1 protein-coding gene is annotated in these 392 nt (G+C 79.1%); it reads right to left on the minus strand.

Annotation, left to right across the window (positions count from 1 at the left end):
• On the minus strand, positions 1-392 hold a 392-nt coding region (locus WA788_RS35685; RefSeq protein WP_335984678.1), incomplete at both ends, for a KR domain-containing protein.

A 392-nucleotide genomic window follows, 5' to 3' on the forward strand; every position in this document is an offset into this window, starting at 1 on the left:
GCTGCTGCGCGAGGCCGCCGGACTGCCGGCGGGTGCCGGCCGCGGCCCGCCGCTGCCGGGCGCCGACCAGCGCGCGCAGCACGGCCGGCAGGTCCGCCTGGCCGCGCAGCACGGGTGCGTCCAGCCGGGTCAGCGCCACGACGGGGAGGTCCGCGCGGACGGCCCGGTCGAACAGCGCCATGCCCTGCGGCACGGACAGCGGCGGCATCCCGGAGCCGTGCATCCGGCGCTGGTCCGCTGCGGACAGCGCCCCGGTGAGGCCGACTTCGGGCGTCCACGGCCCCCAGACCATCGACACGCCGGGCAGCCCGTCGTGCCGCCGCTGCTCCACCAGCGCGTCGAGGAAGACGTTCGCGGCGGCGTAGTTGCCCTGGCCGGGCGCGCCCAGCAGA

The sequence above is a fragment of the Streptomyces sp. CA2R106 genome, assembly GCF_037034245.1.
Taxonomy (GTDB): Bacteria; Actinomycetota; Actinomycetes; order Streptomycetales; family Streptomycetaceae; genus Actinacidiphila.